The sequence below is a fragment of the Acinetobacter sp. AND/436 genome (assembly GCF_049546925.1).
Classification (GTDB): domain Bacteria; phylum Pseudomonadota; class Gammaproteobacteria; order Pseudomonadales; family Moraxellaceae; genus Acinetobacter; species Acinetobacter indicus.
Window position 1 is genome coordinate 35,198 of record NZ_JBMXBO010000018.1, and the last position, 15,255, is coordinate 50,452.

General features: G+C 46.2%; 14 protein-coding genes and 1 pseudogene. 5 read left to right on the top strand and 10 right to left on the bottom strand.

All coding sequences use genetic code 11. The annotated features are described in order from the left end of the window. Positions 1 to 207: 207 nt before the first annotated feature. The 5 genes from putP to ACPEPR_RS12455 all read right to left on the bottom strand — a co-directional run bounded on the left by putP (position 208) and on the right by ACPEPR_RS12455 (position 4,969). On the bottom strand, positions 208 to 1,701 hold the full coding sequence (putP, locus tag ACPEPR_RS12435; RefSeq protein ID WP_005176024.1) for a sodium/proline symporter PutP: 1,494 nt from the start codon (positions 1,699 to 1,701) through the stop codon (positions 208 to 210). Positions 1,702 to 1,906: 205 nt separating this feature from the next. After that, a complete protein-coding gene (locus tag ACPEPR_RS12440) occupies positions 1,907 to 2,761 on the bottom strand; it encodes an SPFH domain-containing protein (RefSeq protein WP_005176027.1) in 855 nt (284 codons plus the stop codon). Positions 2,762 to 2,771: 10 nt separating this feature from the next. Beyond that, entirely contained in the window at positions 2,772 to 3,251 is a 480-nt protein-coding gene (locus tag ACPEPR_RS12445; protein ID WP_005176030.1) for an NfeD family protein, read from the bottom strand. A gap of 110 nt (positions 3,252 to 3,361) precedes the next feature. After that, the gene (locus ACPEPR_RS12450) at positions 3,362 to 4,279 is read right to left on the bottom strand and encodes a patatin-like phospholipase family protein (RefSeq protein WP_005176032.1); all 918 of its coding nucleotides are present in this window, start codon (positions 4,277 to 4,279) and stop codon (positions 3,362 to 3,364) included. A 63-nt stretch (positions 4,280 to 4,342) separates the two neighbouring features. After that, positions 4,343 to 4,969 (bottom strand): 1-acyl-sn-glycerol-3-phosphate acyltransferase, encoded by a 627-nt coding sequence (locus tag ACPEPR_RS12455; protein WP_005176034.1) that lies wholly within the window; start codon positions 4,967 to 4,969, stop codon positions 4,343 to 4,345. A gap of 154 nt (positions 4,970 to 5,123) precedes the next feature. Between ACPEPR_RS12455 and ACPEPR_RS12460 the strand changes: the two genes are divergently transcribed. Both ACPEPR_RS12460 and ACPEPR_RS12465 read left to right on the top strand, forming a co-directional pair. Continuing rightward, positions 5,124 to 6,380 (top strand): MFS transporter, encoded by a 1,257-nt coding sequence (locus ACPEPR_RS12460; RefSeq protein WP_253097304.1) that lies wholly within the window; start codon positions 5,124 to 5,126, stop codon positions 6,378 to 6,380. Positions 6,381 to 7,301: 921 nt separating this feature from the next. Continuing rightward, positions 7,302 to 8,039 (top strand): carbonic anhydrase, encoded by a 738-nt coding sequence (locus ACPEPR_RS12465; protein WP_104472158.1) that lies wholly within the window; start codon positions 7,302 to 7,304, stop codon positions 8,037 to 8,039. 60 nt (positions 8,040 to 8,099) lie between these two features. On the opposite strand, the gene ACPEPR_RS12470 is transcribed toward ACPEPR_RS12465, so the two are convergent. From ACPEPR_RS12470 to ACPEPR_RS12490, 5 genes are all read right to left on the bottom strand, one after another. Next, the gene (locus tag ACPEPR_RS12470; RefSeq protein ID WP_171249308.1) at positions 8,100 to 8,825 is read right to left on the bottom strand and encodes an amino acid ABC transporter ATP-binding protein; all 726 of its coding nucleotides are present in this window, start codon (positions 8,823 to 8,825) and stop codon (positions 8,100 to 8,102) included. A 14-nt stretch (positions 8,826 to 8,839) separates the two neighbouring features. Further along, a complete protein-coding gene (locus ACPEPR_RS12475) occupies positions 8,840 to 9,523 on the bottom strand; it encodes an ABC transporter permease subunit (protein WP_005176046.1) in 684 nt (227 codons plus the stop codon). Beyond that, entirely contained in the window at positions 9,523 to 10,266 is a 744-nt protein-coding gene (locus ACPEPR_RS12480; protein WP_423562510.1) for an amino acid ABC transporter permease, read from the bottom strand. The genes ACPEPR_RS12475 and ACPEPR_RS12480 overlap by 1 nt, the downstream gene beginning before the upstream one ends. Before the next feature lie 63 nt (positions 10,267 to 10,329). Further along, positions 10,330 to 11,274 (bottom strand): transporter substrate-binding domain-containing protein, encoded by a 945-nt coding sequence (locus ACPEPR_RS12485; protein ID WP_005176051.1) that lies wholly within the window; start codon positions 11,272 to 11,274, stop codon positions 10,330 to 10,332. A gap of 361 nt (positions 11,275 to 11,635) precedes the next feature. Then, complete coding sequence (locus ACPEPR_RS12490) at positions 11,636 to 12,313, bottom strand: DUF421 domain-containing protein (protein ID WP_160243482.1); 678 nt, start codon at positions 12,311 to 12,313, stop codon at positions 11,636 to 11,638. A gap of 255 nt (positions 12,314 to 12,568) precedes the next feature. On the opposite strand from ACPEPR_RS12490, the gene ACPEPR_RS12495 reads away from it, so the two are divergent. The 3 genes and pseudogenes from ACPEPR_RS12495 to ACPEPR_RS12505 form a co-directional block, all read left to right on the top strand. After that, the gene (locus tag ACPEPR_RS12495) at positions 12,569 to 13,600 is read left to right on the top strand and encodes a molecular chaperone DnaJ (RefSeq protein WP_104492263.1); all 1,032 of its coding nucleotides are present in this window, start codon (positions 12,569 to 12,571) and stop codon (positions 13,598 to 13,600) included. 93 nt (positions 13,601 to 13,693) lie between these two features. Continuing rightward, positions 13,694 to 14,878 (top strand): molecular chaperone DnaJ, encoded by a 1,185-nt coding sequence (locus tag ACPEPR_RS12500; RefSeq protein WP_286422913.1) that lies wholly within the window; start codon positions 13,694 to 13,696, stop codon positions 14,876 to 14,878. A gap of 92 nt (positions 14,879 to 14,970) precedes the next feature. Next, positions 14,971 to 15,255: pseudogene (locus ACPEPR_RS12505) on the top strand (endonuclease domain-containing protein); the annotation flags it as partial.

The window sequence follows — 15,255 nt, forward strand, 5'->3', positions numbered from 1 at the left end:
ACGCTGCTTCAAAGATTCAGCTAAAGAACAGCAGCAAGGGGCGTTTGCTGTTCTTTGGTGGGATGGTTGGGGCAGAGGTTATCAGCCATTGTCACCATCCAAAATGGTCCGCGTACTCTCTTACTGTCCAGTCTTTGAATTGATCAATTAAGTTGCTAAAAAAATAGCCAGTGATGTCACTGGCTATTTTGTTTTTGCATGGAGCAATTATTGAGTCTGTTGTTTGTACAAGCGGTCTGCTTCATCAAAACGCTCAGTAATGCTGCTGCTTGGCGCTTTGCCCAGCAAGCTCACCACAATAATGGCAATGAACGAGCAGACAAAGCCCGGAATAATTTCATAGATACCGGTATCGCCCCAGACATTTTTCCAGAGAATCACCATCAACGCACCCACGATCATGCCGGCGAGTGCGCCATTTAAAGTCATGCGTTTCCAGAATAAAGACAAAATAATCAGTGGACCAAAGGCAGCACCAAAACCAGCCCATGCATAAGCCACCAGGCCCAGCACTTTCGACTCAGGATTACCGGCCATCCATATTGCCAGCAGGGCAATCAGTAATACCATTAAACGGCCAACCCAGACCAGCTCTTTTTGTGAGGCAGATTTTCGCAGGAACGATTTATAAAAGTCTTCAGTCAGAGTACTTGAACACACCAGCAGCTGACAGCTTAGGGTACTCATCACCGCAGCCAGAATTGCCGCCAGTACAATACCAGCCACCCACGGGTTAAACAGGATTTTGGTCAGCTCCATAAACACGGTTTCAGGGTTGGCATTCACCACCCCGGCCAGTTCCGGATGTTGCTGGAAGTAGGCAATACCAAAGAAACCGGCCGCCACCGCACCACCTAAACACAGGATCATCCAGGTCATGCCAATACGGCGTGCATTTGGAATTGACTTCACCGAATCTGCCGCCATGAAGCGCACCAGAATGTGGGGCTGACCGAAATAACCCAGGCCCCAGGCCAGTAACGAGATAATCGCAACAATACTTAAATCACCGACCAGATTCATGGCTTGCGGACGCGCAGCTTCCAGTGCCAGCGTCACTTGAGATAAATCAGAAAAGGTCAGCAGGGTGACAATAGGCGTCAGGATTAAGGCAAAGATCATCAGGCCAGCCTGAATGGTGTCTGTCCAGGACACCGCCAAGAAGCCGCCAATAAAAACATAGCTGATGGTGGCAATGGCACTGATCCATAAGGCCGTGCTATACGACATTTCAAACATACTTTCGAACAAGCGCGCACCGGCCACCATGCCAGAGGCACAGTAAATCGCAAAGAAAATCAGAATCACAAAGGCGGATACAATACGCAGCACTTTTTTCTGGTCATTAAAGCGATTGGAGAAATAATCCGGTAAGGTCAGGGCATTGTGCTGCACTTCGGTATGTACCCGTAAGCGGCCCGCAACCAGTAACCAGTTCAGCCAGGCACCAATAATCAGACCAATGGCAATCCACACCTCAGATAAACCGGACAGATAAATTGCTCCCGGTAAACCCATCAATAACCAGCCACTCATATCCGATGCGCCAGCAGACAGGGCCGTGACAAAGCTGCCTAAACGGCGGCCACCCAGAATATAGTCTGAAAAGTTGGTGGTTGCGCGATAGGCCATCAGACCAATCGCGATCATGGCGACAATATAAAACAGAAAGGTGATTAAGGTCGGATTTAGGGAGCTCATACGGTATCCATATAGTATGTTGGACAGTAAAGGACTTATGGCCTCAATGCGTTCCATGCAAATTCTTGATGGATACTCACAAGTCCTGAAAGATTCAAAAAATGAAGGCGAAATTTAACCATAATTTTGCATGAAATACTGATTTTTCTTTCAGGCAATAAAAATAGACAGCATCCAGGCTGTCTATTTTTGGCTAAAAAGGTGCTTAGTTTTGTCGGCCCATGACCCCACGAATGGTATTCAGAATATCGGCCGGTAATACCACCGTCTTGGCATTTGGCGACTTCGACATATCCTGCATGGCTTTCACATATTGTTCACCAAGCAGATAGGCCACCGGAATTTCTTTATCGCCGACTGCTGTCGTGACCATTTCAATAGCACGTTGCGAAGCTTCGGCCAGCACCACTTGTGCTTCGGCATCACGGCGTGAAGCTTCAAGACGGCCTTCGGCTTCCAGAATGGCTGCCTGTTTTTCACCATCGGCTTTGGTTACGGTGGCACGACGCTGACGTTCTGCTGCCGCCTGTTCTTCCATTGCTGACTGCATTGTGTTGGATGGTTTAATATCTTGAATTTCAACGGTTTTAAGGGTAATACCCCAGTCCGCAATATCATCTGAAATCGAGGCTTTTAAACGTGCCTTAATATGGTCACGTGAGGACAGCGCATCATCCAGATCCATTTCACCGACAATAGAACGCAACGAGGTTTGTACCAGGTTCTGAATGGCCCAAGAATAGTTTTCAATCCCGTACACCGCTTTTTCTGGCGTGGTCAGGTTAATGTAGGCCACCGCGTTCATGAGCAGAACGGCGTTATCGCGGCTGATGACTTCCTGAGATGGAATGTCCAGTACAATGTCTTTGGTGGTGACTTTATAGGCCACTTCATCGACATAGGGAATTACGAAGTTCAGACCCGGACTTAGGGTGGTGTGGTATTTACCCAAACGTTGCACAATCCATTTATAGCCTTGTGGAACAATACGCACCCCTTTAAAAATGGTGATGGCCACAAAGGCCAGCAGGGCTAAAACAATAATGGAGCCAGCATTCATTTTATATTACTCACTGTTTTTCGTTGTCATTCTGCAGGCTATGCAACTGCACAACCAGATCATTGCCAAGAATATCGACCACACGCACACGATCACCGACCTGCACCGGACTTAGAGTGCGGCAGTTCCATTCATCAGAACCGAGCACCGGCATCGGAAAACGGACTTTCACTTCGTCATGCTCCAGATTGGTCTGGATGACCATACCAATCTGGCCGATGGTGGCTTCCCGTGACAGGCCGGCTTTGGTTTTATCAATCGACAGTGGTTTAATAAATTTAAACCAGAGCAGGGTACACAGCACCGATAAAATGATCCACATCACCAGCTGCGTGGTGGTGCCCATCATCGGGAACAGCAGATATAAAACGCCCACCATCAGCGCGCCCACGCCAAACCAGAGCGCAGCAAAAGCCGGCAGCAGCAGCTCGGAAAGAATCAGCAAAATGCCTAAAACAAACCAGTGCCAAGGTTCAAGAACAAATTCCATACATCGACTCGTCGCGAATGATTGTAAAAAGAATCATTGATATAGATCAATCTGTATGCTGTTCAATGTAGCAGATGAGAACCGACTTGGATATGAAAAAATCCCCGATGTTAAAATTTGGCTTTGGGTGGTGGTGCCAAAGCGGCCGGAGATTTTTTAAAGTCGCTGATGGCTTTTTCAATGGCGCGGATTTTCAGCTGGGCAGCTTTTTCACCTTCTAAAATGGTCTGGTTGCTGGCTTTTAAATCCAGTGTACCAATATGACCAACTTTAGGCTGAATCACCACATTGGCCTGACGCAGCTCTTCATGAATACTCTGCTGGCCCATAATGTTGATGGTCTGATCGAGCAGGCCCCACATATTCATGGGCGTATTACCGGTTGGACGCGCGGAAATATCCACCGCAATGACCAGATCGGCGCCCATATCTTTGGCAGTTTTGACCGGAATCGGGCTGACCAGGCCGCCATCGACATATTTGGTGCCGCCAATAGTCGCCGGCACAAACACATTTGGAATACTGCAGGAGGCACGTACCGCCTGACCGGCATTGCCTTTAATAAAGTCGGCTTTACGGCCATTGTCCAGACGGGTAGCGACCGCAGCAAAACGAATCGGGAACTGCTGGATGGCTTTGTTACCCACCTGCTGATTGACATAGTCCTGCAGTTTCTGGCCCAGCACAAAACCCTGACGGTTCAGGGTTAAATCGCGAATATCGGATTCTTTAAAGTTCAGGGCCAGTTGCTGTAACTGATACGGTGATTTGCCGCTGGCATACAGACTGCCGACAAAACTGCCGGCACTGGTGCCGGTCACAATTTTCGGTTTAATGCCGTGTGATTCCAAAACTTTCAGTACGCCAATATGGGCAAATCCTTTGGCACCGCCACCGCCTAGGGCAATGGCCACCACCGGTTCACGGGCCTGAATAGGCGTTGGAGTCACTGGGGTTTGTACCGCCCGATCACAGCCGGAAAGTGCCAGCAATAACAGGCCGGCTGTCGAAAATTGCAGTAATTTCATGATTCGATAGGAGATTAATTCAACAAAATATGCGCACATCTCAGCAAAAAAATACGGTTTTGGCTAGTCTTTGGGCCAGCGTTTTTGTAACGGCTTGGCCAGCCAGTGCGGATTTTTGGCAGAAAACTTGCCTTCATAATGCTGATAAATCGCGTCTAAATCCTGTTCATAATGCCCGGTCGGATGAAACACACCAAGAATATGAATGGTCTTATGCGCATAATCAAAAGAGAACATCACAATCGGAATTTGTGCGCCATAGGCAATATGATAGAAACCGCTGCGAATTTGCTCGGCCTGTTTGCGCGTGCCTTCCGGCGCCATGCCGACCCAGATCTGTTCACGTTGCCGGATAATTTCAATAATCTGCTGGGTATGGCCCTGCGGCGCATGGCGAATTACCGGCACCACCCCAATCCACTCCAGCAGCGGTTTTAACGGTGTATTAAATAGGGTATGTTTGCCAAAAATGGTGACTTTTAGCCCCAGTCCGAGCAAAGCAGCGAAGCCATGCCAGGCATCAATATTGGAGGTATGCGGGGATATAATTGCCACCGCTTTGGGAAGGTTGGGAAATTCGCCTTTCAGCTGCCAGCCTTGGGCCAAAAAGAGCGATTTAAAAAAGCCTCGACTCAGGGCGCTGCCGCGGCCAGGTACTTGATCAGGTAAAACAGGAAATTGCTTGGTCATTGTTTTTATGTATTATCCTACTGAAACTCAGCCAAGTTTTACAAAATATTGCGACTTTATTCAATGGGGAAGCAGAGCAAAAATACGCTTTTGTTTGAGCAGTTTTGCCTGGAGCTATCCGCTTGGCCTGAAATAAAAAGGAATGTCCGCTGCTATGCCGAATCTTTATCTGTTGCTGTTTTCCCTGTATTGGGCGCAAGGTCTGCCGGTGGGCTTTATGACCCATGCCTTGCCGGTGATCTTACGGGCGCAAGGGGTATCGCTGGCGCATATTGGCGGTTTTGGCCTGTTAATGTTGCCCTGGTCGATTAAAATTTTCTGGGCGCCGTGGGTGGATCGCTTTGGCCGCAGCGCTCAGGGCCATTACCGTTCCTGGATTATTCCGACTCAGTTGCTGAGTGTCGTGGTGTTAATCGGGCTGTCATTTATCCCGATTCAGGCCCTGAATGAACCGCTGTATTTGTTTGGCTTTTTTGTCGGGCTGTTGCTGATGAATCTGGTTGGGGCCACGCAGGATATCGCCACCGATGGACTGGCGGTGAATATTTTAACTGGCCAGCAGCAGCACTGGGGCAATACCTTTCAGGTGATTGGTTCACGGCTGGGCTTTATTGTTGGTGGGGGCGCCATGCTCTGGGCTTTGGACTGGCTGCACTGGCAGGCCACGTTTCTGATGCTGGCACTGCTGGTATTTTTAAATACCTTGCCAATTTTACTGTATCGAGAACCGCAACATGCAGCCAAAACAGCGCAGAAGACCACGCCTTTTTCCTGGCAGGCTGTGCGCCAGTATCTGGGTTATTTTCGCCAGAGCCGCAGCTTGGCACTGTGGTTATGGGTGCTGCTCAGTTTTAAAATTGCCGATGGTCTGTCTGGCCCATTACTCAAACCGTTAATGGTCGATTTGGGCCTGAGCTTTTCCCAGATTGGTATTTATGTGACCATGCTAGGGGCGTTTGCCGCGTTACTGGGTGCAGGTGTGGCCGGCTTATTGCTCCGGGTGATGTCACGTGCTCGGGCTTTAGTGCTGTTTTCAGTGTTGAAAGTTCTGGCTTTAGCCGCCTATAGCTGGCTGGCCTATCAGTATGAACAGCAGCAGGCGGTAGCACTGTGGCTGATTTATCTGATTAATGCGCTGGAAGATGGTATTTCGGCGATGCTGCTGGTGGTGATGCTCACTTTGGTGATGCACTATAGCCGCAAACAGCTGGCCGGTACCGATTTTACTTTTCAGGTGGCGCTGATGGCTACCGTCAGTGGTGGGCTGTATAGCCTCAGCGGCATACTGGGCGATCAGCTTGGTTATGCACGCTATTTAATGATGATTAGCGGGATTGCGCTGCTGTGTCTGCTTCCGATTCTGGTCTGGGCCAGAAGCCTGCCCAAAGATGAGGCGGTTCAGCACAAATAAACCCTTAAAAAAGAAAAAAAGCGATCCTGGAGGGAATCGCTGGAGTCGTAACTAGTTTATTAAAAATAATGGCCTTCCACCTTGACCCACAGCCGTTTGCTGAATGAATAGTGGCTGTGCTGATGTTATACAGTGAGGAGGGCACTTTCTTGGAATTGACCCTGAATATGGGCAGGGAGTGGTGTGCGATCCCGATGACAAGCAGTGTAGTGGCTGTTTATGACATATTTAAGACAGATGCAGGCGCTGACGTGCAGACTGTCGAATTCCTGTTCAATCAACTCATAGATCGATGCTCCTGATCAGAAAGACTGACTTTTGAAAAGCAAGATACTCATCAGCTGGTTTGGTTTAGATATTCCATTTTTAGTGATGAATCCTGTGATCAACTCGTCAATGACAAGTGGCGTTGGCTAAATCACAACGTCAATCATGCTTCATGCTGGTGCAGCTAAAATTCGAGGCCAATCCATCCCGGTAGAAAACTTAACATACCTAGTAAGACCGCGAAAATTCCATGCTAAAGCTGAGCTAAAAAATCGGCCAGCGCCAGCAGAATCGCTGATCTACTTCTTCAATACCTCATGTTGTTGCCGGTTGATTCCAGCAGAGTGTCATCAGTTTTATAAGTCGCTGATCCAGCAGCCAGAAAACTGTTAGTACCGGACTTATAAAAAAGCATCACCATCGAACTGGAAACCAAGGTGGGTTTGGGCGGCAACGTCGTGATTGATCAGTACGACTTGATAAGTCGATGCACCGGACAAGTCATTATCAGGCCATCAGGCTGAATTATAACGCTCAAAAACCGCTCCAATCAGATACAAAAGCAATAAACAGTTGGAAGATTTGGTTTTGTCCTGCCGGCGCAGGTTACGAATGATCAAGGCTCTTTTGATGATGTGTTTTCAAGGTTGAAGAATGAAACGGAGTATTTTTGCAGCGACTGCACTTTTGAGTATGAATATGGCTTTTGCTGCCGAGGGCAGTCATTTTGACTGGAGCTATGCGGCACAGACTGCGCCGGATAAATGGAGCCAGTTAAAACCGGAATATCAGGCCTGCGCTGGCATGAATCAGGCGCCCATTAATATTGCCCAGACCACACCGGCACAGTTGCCGCCGTTAAAACTGAACTATGCGGCCAAGGCCAAAACCATTGTGAATAACCAGCGCACGGTTCAGGTCAATTTTGAGCAGGGTAGCCATTTAGAACTGGACCAGAAAATCTTTGAACTCAAGCAGTTCCATTTGCATAGTCCAAGTGAAAACACCATTCAGGGGCAAAGTTTTGCGATGGAGATGCATCTGGTACATGCTACACCTGCCGGTGAGCTGGCGGTGCTGGCAATTATGTTTCAGGAAGGTCAGGAAAATCCGAAGCTGAAACAGCTGTGGCAGGAGTTACCGCAGCAACCCGGTGAGGCCATTATTTTAAACCATCAGGATGTAGCCGCGGCATTTTTACCGGAGCAACGGGATTATTATCGTTTTAACGGCTCTTTAACCACGCCGCCATGTACCGAAGGCGTGCGCTGGATTGTCTTCAAACAGATTCAGCAGGCCTCGAGACAGCAGATTCAGGCTTTTTCACAGCTGATGGAACATCCGAATAACCGGCCGGTACAGCCGACCAATGCACGTCTGGTACTGGAATAATCGAATATGAAAAAAAGCAGATCGTTTGATCTGCTTCTTAATTTAGGGTGTTCGTATGGATTAATGCAGGATTTTATCCAGGAACTGCTGGGCACGTTCACCGCGCTGGGTATTAAAGAATTCATCTTTGGTGCAGTCTTCGACAATCTTGCCCTGATCCATAAAAATCACCCGGTTGGCGACCTGGCGGGCAAAGCCCATTTCATGAGTCACACACATCATGGTCATGCCTTCACGCGCCAGCTCGACCATCACGTCCAGTACTTCGGTAATCATTTCCGGGTCCAGCGCCGAGGTTGGTTCATCAAACAGCATGGCAATCGGGTCCATACTTAAGGCCCGGGCAATGGCAACCCGCTGCTGCTGCCCACCAGAGAGTTGCGCCGGAAACTTGTTGGCCTGTGAACTTAAACCAACCCGATCCAGATAGGCCAGCCCTTTCTGTTTGGCTTCAGTTTCCGAGCGGCCCAGTACTTTGATCTGGGCAATGGTCAGGTTTTCGGTAATGCTTAAATGCGGAAACAGCTCGAAATGCTGGAACACCATGCCAACACGGCTACGCAGTTTGTTCAGATTGGTTTTCGGATCGCTAATCGAAATCCCATCAACCAGAATCTGGCCTTTTTGAAACGGTTCCAGACCATTTACGGTTTTAATCAAGGTCGATTTTCCCGAACCCGATGGTCCACACACCACCACCACTTCTCCCTGACGAATCTGGGTGCTGCAATCGGTCAGGACCTGAAAATCCTTATACCATTTGCTGACATTCTGGAGGTCAATCATAATCTTGGGTTCGGTCATACCGTCAGCCTCCTTTGTAGTTTTTTCACTGCATAGGTGGCGATTAAACTCACGCTAAAATACACCAGCCCGGCAAATAGAATATATTGGGTCAGCAGCGCCATTAAATCGCCGCGGACATAATTGGTACGGAAGAAATCCAGCAGGCCAATGGCATAAACCATGGTGGAGTCCTGAAACAGGATGATGGTCTGCTGTAACAGCAGCGGGGTCATTTTGCGAAAGGCCTGCGGTAAGATAATCAGCCGCATCGACTGGCCATAAGTCATGCCCAGCGCATAGGCAGCCGCAGTCTGGCCTTTGGGAATGGACTGAATCCCGGCACGGACAATTTCGGAAAAGTAAGCTGCTTCAAACAGCATAAAGGCCACGATACTCGACACCAGCGCGGTATCAATGGTCAGGTAATTCCCGGTGAGGGCGGTATAGAAAAACGGTACCGCAAAATAGAACCACATTAGCACTAGCAGCAGGGGAATCGAGCGGAACAGATTGACATAGCCTTGTGCAAACAGATTCAGTACGCGAATAGAAGACAGGCGCATTAACGCCAGCAGGGTGCCAATTAGAATACCGCCAATGGTCGCCATGACCAGCACTTTTAAGGTAATGGTAAAACCATGCCAGAGCGCCGGCCCGGACAGTTGTAAATCATTTAAAAATGCAGTGAGCCATTCCATTATTTTTCTCCTGCAATCAGGTCGGGAACACGTAAACGTTTTTCCAGCAGGTTCATGCCCTGAATCAGGCAAATATTAATCACAATAAAAATAACGGTGACAATGGTATAAATTTCAATGGTGTTTTGCGTGTACTCACTGATGGTTTTCATTTGCGAGATAATTTCAGCCACCCCGACCAGAGAGGCGACCGAGGTGTTTTTAACGCAGTTGGTCAGCTCCGAGCTTAACGGCGGCAAAATGGTGCGAAATGACTGCGGCAAAATTACATAGCGATATAACTGCGCGGTACTAAAACCCATGGCATAGCCGGCATTGATCTGTCCACGTGGCAGGGCTTCAATACCGGTGCGCACCTGTTCACAGACCCGTGCCGCGGTAAACAGTCCCAGCCCGATACTGGCTGAAATCAGCGCTGAAGTATGCGCGCCTAAATCATTCATCCACCAGCTTTTGATGGGCGCTGGCAGGAAATTGGGCACCACATAGAACCAGATAAACAGCTGGATCAGCAGCGGTACATTACGAAAAATGGTGACATAGGCGGTGCCAATCGTGCGGGCGGTTTTGCTGGGCAGGGTTCGCATAATCCCCAAAATGCTGCCCAGTAGCATGGCAATACTCCAGGCCACAATGGCAATCACCAGCAGCCAGCCCAGACCGGCGAGAATCCAGTGCAGATAGGTACTGTCGCCAATGCCGGTAGACTGAAACAGGACACCCCAGTTCCAACTATAATTCATACGTCCTCCTCAAAAACTCAGGTAAAGCATCCGTGTTTACCTGAGTCGGTTTATGTTGGAGTGTTACTGATCACGATCGTGCGGATTGGCAATCAGGTCTTTCAGCTGATCGGACATTTCAAAGTTCAGGTTGATGTTTTTCGGTGGAATTGGCTGCTGGAACCATTTGTTATACATCTGGTTAATTTCACCCGAACTATAGGTGGCTTTAATGGCATCATCTACCACCTGTTTAAATTCAGCATCGCCTTTACGCAGCATACAGCCGTAAATTTCCTGAATTGGTGCCGTGCCGACAATTACCCATTTGTCTGGATCGGTGGCTTTGGATTTTTCACCGGCCAGCAGAATATCATCCATCATAAAGGCAGCGGCGCGGCCACTTTGTAGCATCAGGAAGGATTCGGCATGGTCTTTGGCTGAAATTATTTCGCCAATACCGAGTTCTTTTTCATGCTGGCGGATATAACGTTCAGAAGTGGTGCCGGCGGTGGTGACCAGTTTTTTGCCTTTTAAGTCAGCAAAATCCTGAATGCCGGAATCTTTGGCCGTAAGTAAACGTGAACCTACCTGGAAGAAACCGACCGAGAAAGCCACTTGCTGCTGGCGTTCCTGATTGTTGGTGGTCGAGCCACACTCTAAATCGACCGTCCCGTTAGAGACCAGTGGAATCCGGTTCTGGCTGGTGACCAGATTGTAGCGGATTTTCAGATCTGGCATCTCCAGTTTCTGTTTTAGCGCTTCCACCACTTTTAGTTGCAGGTCATGCGCATAACCGACCGGCTGATTTGGCGTATCGGCAATATAGGAGAAGGGAATGGATGAGTCACGATAACCCAGCACAATGGTGCCGGACTTTTTGATTTTCTCTAAGGTGCCCGAACTCGAGGCAGCGGCATTGGTGTTGCTATTGGCATCAGCTGGAGCTTTATTGTCACTACAAGCACTGAGGCCAAGCATGAATGCGCTGGCACAAAACAGTGAGGTGAGGGTGCGTTTAGAGGTCATGTACAAAACTCCTTTTGTATTGATTATTGGTCATTTGCTGTTATTCATGGCAATTCCAATCCTGGAACTGATTTATTAGGTAATGAAGCAAATGAGATTGTTTTAATTATCTCTGCACAACGGCATAGCTTCATCTTAAGCGAGATTTCCAGCATTGCTCAAGCGAAATTTTTAACCGTTTTGTTAATGATAAATCGTTATGAAATAACCACTTTTTAGATAAATAGCAGCAAAAAGCATGAATAAAATACAGCGGGAACTGTGCCAGTCTTGGGCCATTAAAGACCAAGATATGACCAAAGTTGAGATAAAACGGTTGGGCGAAGGTGGATGAACCGGCACAGAGATTTAAAACACGCGATTAATCTACCCGTAAGGTATTGATGGCTTCAGTCCAGTGACAGCTGTCACAACGCGGGCAGATCTGCTCGGCACGTTGCAAAAAATCGGTATAGCCACAGTATACGCAGGCGTAATGGGTATGCGGTTTAACGTCGGTGATTTCCTGACAGGCTTTGGGAAACAGGGGTAAACCGTACCGCACCTGATCATTGGAGAAAAACAGGATGCTGAACTTACCATCATTTTCGAGTAAACCGACTCGTACCTGTCCCAGATGTTCGACCCCTTGCTGGCGCATTTCGGCAAAGAATTCATCGTGCGACATTTTACCGCGTTTAATCTTTTCTAAGACCAGCTCGCCATCTTCGACAATATACAGCGACTTGCCTTCCAGCAGATCTTCAAAGGGCTGGTATTTCATCATTAACCAGGTCACCAGACGATACAGGAAAATCACGATGCTCATGATTAGCAGGGCTTGAATCAGCGGTAGATCTTCGGTGAACATCGGGTCGCCGGCAATTGAACCCAGCGACAGAATAATCGCCAGTTCAAAAATTGACAGCTGGCGCACACCACGTTTTCCAGTCAGACGTAAAAAGATAATGATCATGCTGAACATAAGGATGGCTCGCACGCTAATTTCAGCCGCAAAAGCCCAGGTGGTGTCATGAATAAAAATACTGGCCCAATCCATGTGAATGTCCTTTTTATAATCTGTTGGTCTTTATTGATACTATGCATGAATTGCGGCGGCTGAATGTTTATAGTTGCGTAATGAACTGCAATGATTTGAGTGACTTGGTTAATTCAAAAAATTACCTGATCTGAAGCCATGTAATGTTAAGGCTTATTTGCTCAGGATTTTGCTTTGCTTCAGTTTTACTGAGATGAGTCAAAAAATACTTTCACATAAATCAGGTATAATTTCTCTTTTGCTTTTATCTTCCCTATGCCTTTTGCGCTGAAAACCATGCCAAACATGGTGCTTGAAGTCTCACCACAGCATCAGAAGCTGAATCGTTTAATTGATGAGATTGAACAGCAGAAACAGTTATTGCTTGCATGGCAACATGCCCAAGATGACATTCGTGCCTATAGTCAAAAGGCGCTGATGCCTGCGTATCGTGAGTTATATAGCACTTTGTATGAACAGATGAAGACACTTTGGAATGGTCTAAGTAGTTATAGTTTCACGAAATCAAATACAGCATTGGTGGAAGATAAAATCCAAACTTTAGCACGGTTACTACAAGGTTCACATTTGCTGAGTCAAAAGCAGTTAGATGAAGTGGAAAAAATGCATGTCTATTATCAGCAGGCAGATGAATACAGCAAGAAAAAAAACAAGAAGAAAAATATAGACACTTTTGATGAGCCTGAAACTGAAACAGTCCAAGCCGATGATGTATTTGAAGATTGGAATAATGATCAATACCAACAAGCACGTGAGCAAGCCAAGTTAAAACGTCAGCAAGAAAAACAAGCGCAAGCTGAAAAGATGGTGAATCAATCACTCAAAACTGTGTATCTCAAGATTGCTTCCATCATTCACCCTGATCGTGAGCCCGATGAAGCTAAAAAAGAGGAAAAGACCGAGCTTTTACAACGTGCCAATGAAGCATACGAACAGGAAGATTTATTCTTTTTACTGAAAATTCAGCTTGAAGTTGAGCAAAGTAAAAACGGTTCAAACAAAGGTTTAAGCACAGAACAATTCAAGTTTTACCAACAGGCGTTAGAAGCACAAAGCCAGTCCTTAAAACAGCAGATGCAGGAATTGATTAACTCGCTTGTATGGTCAAATAAAGCCAAAATTGCGGTGCAAAAGTCCAAAGGGCAACTCAATATTGAGCAGTTGTATAAACAGATTGATGCGGATGTGTCGAACGTGAAGCATCAGTTAAAAGCGGAGAAGCAACGGCTGAGTTTTATGGGGAAAGAGAGTGGGCTAGGGATGTTGTTGGAGCATGGGGTTTTGTAAAGAATATAGTTTTTTTGAACTAAGCAAAAAGTTTGTATGCTATTCATTATGCTAAAATATTACAGAAATTGAGATTAGCGTTGAAGTCAGTGAATGAGCAATTTAGATTTAAGCATTTATCAAACGAGTGAAAAATTATCGGCACAACAAAAAAAGTTTAATCGGTTGCTTGAAAAAATTGAGCAATTACAAATGGTATTGGCGGACTGGCAACAAACGCAAAAACAAGTTCAAGAGGATGCAAGAGATGAGCTATTACCTGTATATCGTCAGTGGCACCACGTTTTGTTCGCTCAATTAGAGACGCTTTGGCAATATAAAAATACGCATAAAATCGCAAAAACATATTTAGTGCGTTTAGATGAAAAAATTTCAATTTTAGCGAGTCAGCTGCTTAATAATCCGAATCTTTCTGAACAACAACATGAGTTGACGCTTATCATTGCTCAACATTATGAGCTGATAGAAGAAAGTGCTGATGCTGAAGAAGTCGGCTCTCATGTAAATGATCATTCGCATCAAGCGCATGATGCTGATGAAATGATGCAAAAACAAGCCATAAAAGAAATGATAGCAGACCAAATCGGGGTACCCGTAGCTTGGCTTGACTTTGATTTGGATCTCAATAATCTCGACGCGTTTATGGAAAAAGTAAAAGATAAATTAGATCGAGAAGAAGCAAATTTTATTCAAAATCAGCTTAATGAAGATGAGCGTGATGAATATCAAAAGTTTGCTGAAAAGGAAAAAAAGAAAATTTTAAAGAAGCAAACACAGCTTGAAGAAGCGAAAAAAATGGCAGGGCAATCTCTAAAAAGCATTTATTCAAAAATTGCTGCCTTAATTCACCCTGATCGAGAGCAAGATGAACAAAAGCGCATTGAAAAAACCGAATTATTACAGCAAGCAAATGCTGCATTAGAGGAAAAAGATTTGCTTACTCTTTTGAAATTGCGTGTTTTTACAGCGCAAGGTGATCAGGAACAGGCAACAAAAATCGCGAATGAGCATTTGAAATCTTATAATTTATTGTTGGAAGAGCAAGTAGAGAAATTACAATTTGAAATAGATGATATTATTTATTCATTTGATTGGATCGGCTCTGGTTTTTACAAACAGCGTTTTAAACCTGTTGATTTGATAAAAAAATATCAACGCGATTTAGCAGATATTCAAGCAAAACTGTTAAGAGATGAAAAGCGTTTAAATGATTATAAGGATTTTGATTACTTAAAAATTTTACTGAAAAGCAGAGCATTTAGTTGGTCATTTGAGTAATTTTTAGCATTGATTGTCATTCAGAGCATCGTCATTTTGACGATGCTTTTTTATGCACTTTAACCCGCTGATTATTCGCCTTCGCCAAATCCATGCGCCACACCGCCACCGATGCAGAAGACCTGATGTGGTAACTTCTACGCGCCAAGCGATTTATGAATCTTAAATTTCATCGTCAGCATGTGATTCAGCCCTATATTGTAGATTTTTACTGCCATGAAATTGGTTTGGTGATTGAGCTAGATGGCGGTCAGCATGGAACGGATGATGCAATTGAATATGATGCTGAACGAACCAAGTTTTTGGAGGCTTTGGGTTTAACCGTTGTGCGCTATTGGAATCATGATGTGTTGGGGCGAACGGATGTGGTTTTAGAA

Coding starts and splice junctions, on each gene's coding strand:
- putP (WP_005176024.1), bottom strand. CDS start 1,701: ATGAGCTCCCTAAATCCGACCTTAATCACCTTTCTGTTTTATATTGTC.
- ACPEPR_RS12465 (WP_104472158.1), top strand. CDS start 7,302: ATGAAACGGAGTATTTTTGCAGCGACTGCACTTTTGAGTATGAATATG.
- ACPEPR_RS12460 (WP_253097304.1), top strand. CDS start 5,124: ATGCCGAATCTTTATCTGTTGCTGTTTTCCCTGTATTGGGCGCAAGGT.
- ACPEPR_RS12495 (WP_104492263.1), top strand. CDS start 12,569: ATGCCTTTTGCGCTGAAAACCATGCCAAACATGGTGCTTGAAGTCTCA.
- ACPEPR_RS12440 (WP_005176027.1), bottom strand. CDS start 2,761: ATGAATGCTGGCTCCATTATTGTTTTAGCCCTGCTGGCCTTTGTGGCC.
- ACPEPR_RS12455 (WP_005176034.1), bottom strand. CDS start 4,969: ATGACCAAGCAATTTCCTGTTTTACCTGATCAAGTACCTGGCCGCGGC.
- ACPEPR_RS12450 (WP_005176032.1), bottom strand. CDS start 4,279: ATGAAATTACTGCAATTTTCGACAGCCGGCCTGTTATTGCTGGCACTT.
- ACPEPR_RS12485 (WP_005176051.1), bottom strand. CDS start 11,274: ATGACCTCTAAACGCACCCTCACCTCACTGTTTTGTGCCAGCGCATTC.
- ACPEPR_RS12475 (WP_005176046.1), bottom strand. CDS start 9,523: ATGGAATGGCTCACTGCATTTTTAAATGATTTACAACTGTCCGGGCCG.
- ACPEPR_RS12445 (WP_005176030.1), bottom strand. CDS start 3,251: ATGGAATTTGTTCTTGAACCTTGGCACTGGTTTGTTTTAGGCATTTTG.
- ACPEPR_RS12480 (WP_423562510.1), bottom strand. CDS start 10,266: ATGAATTATAGTTGGAACTGGGGTGTCCTGTTTCAGTCTACCGGCATT.
- ACPEPR_RS12500 (WP_286422913.1), top strand. CDS start 13,694: ATGAGCAATTTAGATTTAAGCATTTATCAAACGAGTGAAAAATTATCG.
- ACPEPR_RS12470 (WP_171249308.1), bottom strand. CDS start 8,825: ATGATTGACCTCCAGAATGTCAGCAAATGGTATAAGGATTTTCAGGTC.
- ACPEPR_RS12490 (WP_160243482.1), bottom strand. CDS start 12,313: ATGGATTGGGCCAGTATTTTTATTCATGACACCACCTGGGCTTTTGCG.